This window comes from Undibacterium sp. GrIS 1.2 (assembly GCF_040544435.1).
In the GTDB taxonomy this organism is placed as follows: Bacteria; Pseudomonadota; Gammaproteobacteria; order Burkholderiales; family Burkholderiaceae_D; genus Undibacterium.
The window spans coordinates 87,564-95,407 of record NZ_JBEONP010000017.1; the positions used below are offsets into that span (position 1 = coordinate 87,564).

A 7,844-nucleotide genomic window follows, 5' to 3' on the forward strand; every position below is an offset into this window, starting at 1 on the left:
GCGTCGGTAGCGTCAGTCATCATCGTCACTACTTATTCCGTTGCGGCTTGTTCGCCTTCGGCGCCATTGTCTGTATCTAACTCAATAATCGAATCGACATCGACGTCAGTTTCAACAATGCGTTGCAAACCAGACAGCTTGGTGCCGTCTTCAACAGCGATCAAAGTAACACCTTGCGTTGCACGTCCCATTTCACGGATTTCAGATACCCGTGTACGGATCAAGACACCACCCGTAGTGATCAACATAATTTCATCATTGGTGTCGACCAAGGTTGCTGCTACAACTTTACCGTTACGCTCAGAAGTCTGGATCGCAATCATGCCTTTAGTGCCACGACCATGACGTGTATATTCCAAAATTGGAGTACGTTTGCCAAAGCCGTTTTCAGTGGCCGTCAAGACTGACTGTTGCTCATTCTCAGCAACCAACAATGCGATGACTTGCTGCCCCTCTTCCAAATTCATACCACGCACACCACGTGCAGTACGTCCCATAGGACGTACGTCGTTCTCGTCAAAGCGCACCGCTTTACCGGAATCTGAGAACAGCATCACATCGTGCTTGCCGTCAGTCAGTGCAGCACCGATCAGGAAATCGCCTTCATCCAAATCGACTGCAATAATGCCGGCTTTACGTGGATTACTAAAATCGTTCAGCGGTGTCTTTTTCACGGTACCAAGACTGGTCGCCATGAAAATATAGTGATCTTCAGGGAAGCTGCGGTTGTCACCAGATAGTGGCAAGATCACTGTAATTTTTTCGCCGTCCTGCAATGGGAACATGTTCACGATAGGCTTACCGCGTGAATTGCGAGAACCTTGCGGTACTTCCCAAACTTTTAACCAGTAGAGGCGACCGCGGTTCGAGAAGCACAAGATGTAATCATGCGTATTTGCCACGAACAATTGTTCGATCCAGTCATCATCTTTTGTCGCTGTCGCTTGCTTGCCACGACCACCGCGTTTTTGCGCACGATATTCCGATAATGGCTGCGACTTCATGTAACCGGTGTGTGAGAGCGTGACCACCATATCGACTGGCGTGATCAGATCTTCGGTTTCTAAATCTGTGGCATTGTGTGTAATCTCGGAGCGGCGTACGTCTTTGTTGCCTTCACCGTATTCATTACGCGCTGCTGTCAACTCATCAGTGATGATGACGGTAACACGCTCGGGCTTGGACAAAATATCCAGCAAGTCAGCGATGACAGACATGACGTCTTTGTATTCGTTAACGATCTTATCTTGTTCCAGACCAGTCAAGCGTTGCAAACGCATTTGCAAAATTTCTTGCGCCTGATCGTCGGACAGTTTGTACAAACCATCTTTTTGAATACCGTAATGCTTAGGTAAATTCTCTGGACGGAATGCATCGATACCAGCAGGATTATCAGCAGCAGTGCGTATCAACATCTCACGCACCATGGAGCTATCCCAAGCACGATTCATCAATTCCAACTTAGCCAATGGCGGTGTCGGTGCAGCTTTGATGATGGCAATGAAGTCATCGATATTTGCTAACGCAACTGCCAGACCTTCCAGCACGTGGCCGCGCTCACGAGCTTTACGAAGCTCAAATACAGTGCGACGCGTTACAACTTCACGACGATGTGACAGGAAGCAATCCAGCATCTGCTTCAAGTTCAATAACTTTGGCTGACCATTTACCAATGACACCATGTTCATGCCGAAAGTATCTTGTAATTGGGTTTGCTTGTACAAATTATTGAGCACAACTTCCGGTACTTCACCGCGCTTCAATTCAACCACAACGCGCATACCGGATTTATCTGACTCATCACGAATATCAGAGATACCGTCGAGTTTTTTATCTCGCACCAACTCAGCGATTCGTTCTAGCAAAGATTTTTTATTTACTTGGTAAGGCAACTCATCGACGATCAGAGCAGTACGATTTTCTTTACCAAATTCCTCAAAATGCGTCTTAGCACGCATTACTACGCGCCCCCGCCCCGTGCGGTAACCGTCACGCACGCCAGAGACACCATAAATAATCCCGCCAGTAGGGAAATCTGGCGCAGGAATAATTTCGATCAGTTCGTCAATTGTGCAATCTGCATTGCGCAAGACATGCAAGGCACCATTAATGATTTCAGTAATATTATGCGGCGGAATATTGGTCGCCATACCAACCGCAATACCGGAGGCACCATTGATCAGCAGGTTAGGAATGCGCGTCGGCAATACTGACGGCTCGCGCTCTTTACCATCATAGTTAGGAACAAAATCGACGGTTTCTTTTTCGATATCAGCCAGAATTTCATTGGCGATTTTATCTAGTCGGCACTCGGTATAACGCATCGCAGCAGCATTATCGCCATCCACCGAACCAAAGTTACCCTGACCGTCGACCAAGGTGTAGCGCAAGGAGAAATCCTGTGCCATCCGTACCAAAGTGTCATAAATTGATGCATCACCGTGGGGATGATATTTACCCATGACTTCACCAACTACACGTGCGCATTTTACAAATGGACGGTTATACACGTTGTTCATTTCGTGCATGGCGAATAACACGCGTCTGTGCACAGGCTTTAAGCCATCACGTACGTCCGGCAAGGCACGACCAACGATCACGCTCATGGCGTAATCGAGGTAGCTCTTGCGCATTTCTTCTTCAAGGGAAATCGGGAGTGTTTCTTTAGCGAATTGATCCATTGGCGGGCCGGCAATTTAGAGCTTGGTTAAATAACGATGGGTTGAAAATGACTTGCAATCAAACTCGTGCCTAAAAACTACAACTTAAAAGACCTTCGAATATGAAAATTTAGCCATCTATTTTCAACGCTTAGCTATTGATTTTAACATGCCAATCATGCTGTTCATGTGGTTTTTGAACTTAGCTACCAAGGTGATAATCAGTTATATCATAGTAAGTATTGATCGTTGCTAAGCAAGCCCATACGCAAGATTCCATATTAAATGAGCATTAGCGAATTGCTTAGAGTGCTTTTTTATATATTGAACACTTTCTAAGCATCATCAATGAACAATACAAAAATAGTAACGACTCTCCTTGAACTTATTTGCGCAATAAATAGGTATAAATATTTACCAGGACTTAATTTTGCGTTTAAGCTAAGCATTCAAGACCAAGCGATTTCAAGACAAACATCTAGGTGTTAAAATAACGAATGATATGAGGTCTAAGCGTATTCGTGCGGCGAGGTCGGTTGTTAAAAGACGACACGCACACAAAATGTTACTTTCTTAATTTAACAATTTTGGCTCGCCAATCTGTCTTATGGCAAAATGATTGATGTAAGAGTATGAATTCATTGTCAGAAATTGATACTGAAATAGTATTGTAATCAAGCACGTGGTAGTATCCGATTTTATGCAGCAATTCGCGCAGTTAATTCTGCGATAGAAATCTCACCCGAGAGGAGAAATATGAAAAATTTAGTAAAACTCGTTATCGCAGCTTCCTCAGTAGCCGCTTTTTCAGCATCCGCGCAAGACATGACGGACATCAAAGCAAGCACACCAAACAGTGCTTACGTTCAAGATGGTCGTGGCGTTATTGTTCGTGATCCGTTTGGTTTGTGCTGGCGTACAGGTTACTGGACACCAGCAGATGCTGTTCCAGGTTGCGATGCCCCCCTAGTTAAGCCAGAACCAGTTGTTGCACCAGCACCAGCTCCTGCAGCAGTGGTAGCACCAGCTCCTGCGGTAGTTGTGCCACCTGCGCCAACTTCCGAGAAAGTTACTTTCGCGGCAGATGCATTCTTTGATTTCGACAAAGCAGTGTTGAAATCTGAAGCAAAAACAAAATTGGATGACATGGCATCTAAGCTTCAAGGTATTAACCTCGAAGTAGTTATTGCTGTTGGTCACACTGATTCTGTTGGTTCCGATGCATACAACCAAAAACTGTCGGTAAGACGCGCAGAAGCTGTTAAAGCTTATTTGGTGAGCAAAGGTATTGAAGCTAATCGTGTTTACACTGAAGGCAAAGGCAAAAAACAACCTGTTGCTGACAACAAAACAGCTGAAGGCCGTGCACAAAATCGTCGCGTAGAAATCGAAGTTGTTGGTACACGTAACGTAAAATAATTTGTTTGCCCTCGGGCCGGCTAATTACTCAAAACCCTGCCTAGGTAGGGTTTTTTCATTGCTGCTGCAGCTTATATGCGCTGACGAAATATGCCCTACAATAATGCTTTTATAAGTAAGGTGGCAAAGTCATTTGCCCAATATTATGTCAACTCAAAACGTCGATCCAGCAGAAATTCAAAAATTTAGTGACTTAGCTCATCGCTGGTGGGATCCCACATCTGAATTTCGTCCTTTGCATGAAATAAACCCACTTCGTCTTGAATGGATTAATAGTCGAATCCCGCTCATCGGAAAAAAAGTAATTGATATCGGCTGTGGCGGTGGAATATTAGCGGAATCGATGGCTAAAAAAGGTGCCAACGTAACAGGCATCGATTTGTCTGAGAAAGCATTAAAGGTCGCAGACTTGCACGGACTAGAATCTGGCGTCAGCGTACGTTATGAGAAGATTGCTGCGGAAGACATTGCTGCTCGTGAACCTGCACAATATGATGTAGTCACCTGTATGGAAATGCTGGAACATGTCCCTAATCCTGCATCCGTCATCCAAGCTTGTACTGCGTTAGTAAAACCAGGTGGGCAAGTTTTCTTCTCCACACTTAACCGCAATCTTAAATCGTATCTGTTTGCGATCATCGGTGCAGAATATTTACTGCAACTGCTCCCAAAAGGAACCCATGATTATGCCAAGTTTATTACTCCGGCCGAGCTGTCGCAAGCCATTCGCAACGCTGGCCTGCAAGTCGATACATTCAGAGGCATGGGTTACAACCCGCTGACAAAAATTTACTCCCTTAATCTTGACACTAGCGTCAACTATCTCGTAGCCTGCACTCGTCCTGCTTAGCGGATGGTCACTTCCGGCTATCAGGTCCAGACTTACGATCCTCGACAGCAAATTAATACAATGTGACAGATATAAGAGTAAATTAATCTATGCAAGCTCCCCTCGCAGTTTTGTTCGACCTCGATGGTACATTAGCTGATACAGCTCCCGATCTAGCGGCAGCAGTCAATCTAATGCGCAGTAAACGTCAATTGTTACCAAGTCCATACGTAAGCCTGCGCCCTTTTGCCTCGGCCGGCGCACGCGGTCTCCTCAAAGCCGGATTTGACGTAATTCCAGACCACCCAGAGTACGACGCAATGCGTGTAGAGTTTTTAGAAAACTACGCAAATAACATCGCTGATCAAAGCAAGCTTTTTACAAACATCCAAAATTTGTTAAAAGGATTAGAAGAGTTAGGTATCGTTTGGGGAGTTGTGACGAATAAAGCAGCTCGGCTTACCGATTTGCTAATCCCGTTGATTGGCTTACAAAATGCAGCGTGCATCATTTCTGGAGATACCACAGCGCACCCTAAGCCACACCCGGCTCCACTTTTAGAAGCCGCGCGCCGAATCAAGATCAAACCTCAGAATTGTTGGTATGTTGGAGACGATTTGAGAGATATCCAGGCTGGAAACGCCGCAGGCATGTACACGGTTGCTGCAGCGTGGGGATATTGTGGCGCAGTAGAACCAACCCACTGGAAAGCTGGTGGCATAGTCGATTCCCCTCTAGAGCTGCTGGAGCTGATTCGTGCCAAGCATGCTCAAACAGTTAATTAGATTACGCATTATTACCGCATCGCCTAGTTACGCGTTACAATACAACTCTGTTTGGGGACGACCTGGCTTCGACAGGGGTTGCAAAGCAGCGCAGGGCATACCGAGGCCTGACTACCTCGTAAATACAATCAGAACTATCTAACTGCAAACGATAACTCGTACGCATTAGCAGCTTAATTGCTTGCTAACTCTACACCGTTTCTTCCCTAGGGCGGGCTGGCAACAGCAGTAGAGTCATTCATAGGGAATCGCTATAAGTCGGGTTACTTGGCTAATGGCTAAATAATAGGCAACTCGTCCAGCCGAAGCGTGTGCGTCCGCGTCGTATGGATTAAATTAAATGGCAGCACTAAGTATGTAGAACTGTCTGTAGAGTACTTCTGGACGCGGGTTCGATTCCCGCCGTCTCCACCAATTACATGTTTTAAGATGTTTAAAGCAATACAAAAAACCGCAAATCTCCTAGGAGACTGCGGTTTTTTTATGTTTTAACGTTCAATGTCATCCATTGACATCCGGGGGTATCAGGGGGAATATTTGGGGGTACACCAGAAAAATTCGACATATCTTAGGGAGATATACCCCCATGCCACTCACCGATATCCAAGTCCGCACGGCAAAACCAACTGAGAAGCCCTTTCGTCTCGCCGACGAACGAGGCATTTATTTAGAGGTCGCTGTGAATGGCTCTAAATACTGGCGCCTCAAATACAGGCTCCATGGCAAAGAGAAATTAATGGCTCTCGGCGTATATCCCGAAGTTAGCCTCAAGGAAGCGCGTGATAAACGAGATGCCGCTAGAAAACTCGTTGCAGAAGGTATCGATCCTCTTGCACATAAGAAAGCCAAAAAGTCAGCAGCAATTATTGATGCAACAAGTATGTTTGAAACCGTTGCTCGCGAATGGTTTTCAAAATACTCCCCAAACTGGGTGGCAAATCATGCGTCAAAAATCATTAATCGACTTGACGCTGATATATTCCCCTGGCTAGGCAAGAAAGATATCAAATACATAACAGCTCCAGAACTATTGGAAACGCTACGACGAGTAGAAGGCAGAGGCGCAATTGAAACAGCGCATAGGATCTTGCAAAATTGCGGTCAAATCTTTCGTTATGCGATTGCTACTGGACGCGCCGAACGCGATATTTCAGCAGACCTCAAAGGCGCAATTCCCCCAACGAAGCAAAAACACCATCCCACAATCACCGAGCCTAAAGCCGTTGCTAGTTTATTACATGTGATCAATGGCTATGAAGGCACCTTTGTTACTAAATGTGCCTTACAACTTGCTCCGCTGTTATTTGTGCGCCCCGGAGAATTGCGTCACGCAGAGTGGACAGAATTTAATTTTGAAACATCTGAATGGCGCATTCCCGCCGAGAAAATGAAGATGCGTACACTGCATATCGTGCCACTCTCTACCCAAGCGTTAAAAATACTCAACGATATCAAACCATTAACGGGAGATGAAAAGTATCTATTCCCTGGAGCAAGATCAAAAGATCGTCCTATGAGCGAAAATACAATCAACGGCGCCCTGCGCAGATTAGGCTACAGCTCGGAGGAAATGACGGGACACGGTTTTAGAAGTATGGCGTCGACTCTTCTAAATGAACAAGGTTGGAATCGAGACGCTATCGAGCGACAACTTGCGCACGGAGAGCGAGACCAAGTCCGCGCTGCCTATAACTATGCAGAACACCTCCCAGAAAGGCGAAAAATGATGCAAGCATGGGCGGATTATCTTGACGCTTTGACAATAAATGGTATTGTTTTAGGTGATTTTGATAAGGCAGCCTGATTTTTCTAAATGAACGAGAAAACATTATGTTAGCATTAAAAATGGCTCCCAAAAAAAACCGAATGCGATTGAAAGACAGAAACAATCCAATCGAAAAAAATGTCCCTGATTTTTTGGATGAAGTATCTATACCTGACGCGATAATTTTTATTGCTAACCGAATTAAAAATCCAACTGACATATTTGAGAAGCAGGTAGAGCTAGTAAAAAAGAGAGTCGACTATGCGCTTAAATGCAATACATTGGTACCTAGGTAATCCCCCCATTTTTAATGCGGCCGATAAGTAGAGGCTAAGCGGCAAGTGCTAGCTTTTGTTTCGGGGTAATGCCGCCGATCCCAGTATTGG

Annotated in this window: 6 protein-coding genes and 1 other RNA gene; 6 read left to right on the top strand and 1 reads right to left on the bottom strand. The window is 45.3% G+C overall.

Annotated features, from left to right (window positions below; genetic code table 11):
• Positions 1–32: 32 nt before the first annotated feature.
• Positions 33–2,681 carry a DNA gyrase subunit A gene (gyrA, locus tag AAKU61_RS09715; protein ID WP_354331722.1) on the bottom strand — a complete coding sequence of 883 codons (2,649 nt, stop codon included), beginning with the start codon at positions 2,679–2,681 and terminating at the stop codon, positions 33–35.
• A gap of 735 nt (positions 2,682–3,416) precedes the next feature.
• Between gyrA and ompA the strand changes: the two genes are divergently transcribed.
• The 6 genes from ompA to AAKU61_RS09745 all read left to right on the top strand — a co-directional run bounded on the left by ompA (position 3,417) and on the right by AAKU61_RS09745 (position 7,754).
• Entirely contained in the window at positions 3,417–4,079 is a 663-nt protein-coding gene (gene ompA, locus AAKU61_RS09720) for an outer membrane protein OmpA (RefSeq protein WP_354331724.1), read from the top strand.
• 145 nt (positions 4,080–4,224) lie between these two features.
• Entirely contained in the window at positions 4,225–4,929 is a 705-nt protein-coding gene (gene ubiG / locus AAKU61_RS09725) for a bifunctional 2-polyprenyl-6-hydroxyphenol methylase/3-demethylubiquinol 3-O-methyltransferase UbiG (protein WP_354331726.1), read from the top strand.
• Between the two features lie 89 nt (positions 4,930–5,018).
• Positions 5,019–5,693: an HAD family hydrolase gene (locus AAKU61_RS09730; protein WP_354331728.1), complete on the top strand. Its 675-nt coding sequence runs from the start codon at positions 5,019–5,021 to the stop codon at positions 5,691–5,693.
• 53 nt (positions 5,694–5,746) lie between these two features.
• Positions 5,747–6,107, top strand: a transfer-messenger RNA (tmRNA) gene (ssrA, locus tag AAKU61_RS09735).
• 172 nt (positions 6,108–6,279) lie between these two features.
• The gene (locus AAKU61_RS09740) at positions 6,280–7,497 is read left to right on the top strand and encodes a tyrosine-type recombinase/integrase (protein ID WP_354331730.1); all 1,218 of its coding nucleotides are present in this window, start codon (positions 6,280–6,282) and stop codon (positions 7,495–7,497) included.
• Between the two features lie 26 nt (positions 7,498–7,523).
• Complete coding sequence (locus tag AAKU61_RS09745; protein WP_354331732.1) at positions 7,524–7,754, top strand: hypothetical protein; 231 nt, start codon at positions 7,524–7,526, stop codon at positions 7,752–7,754.
• The last annotated feature ends 90 nt before the right edge of the window (positions 7,755–7,844 follow it).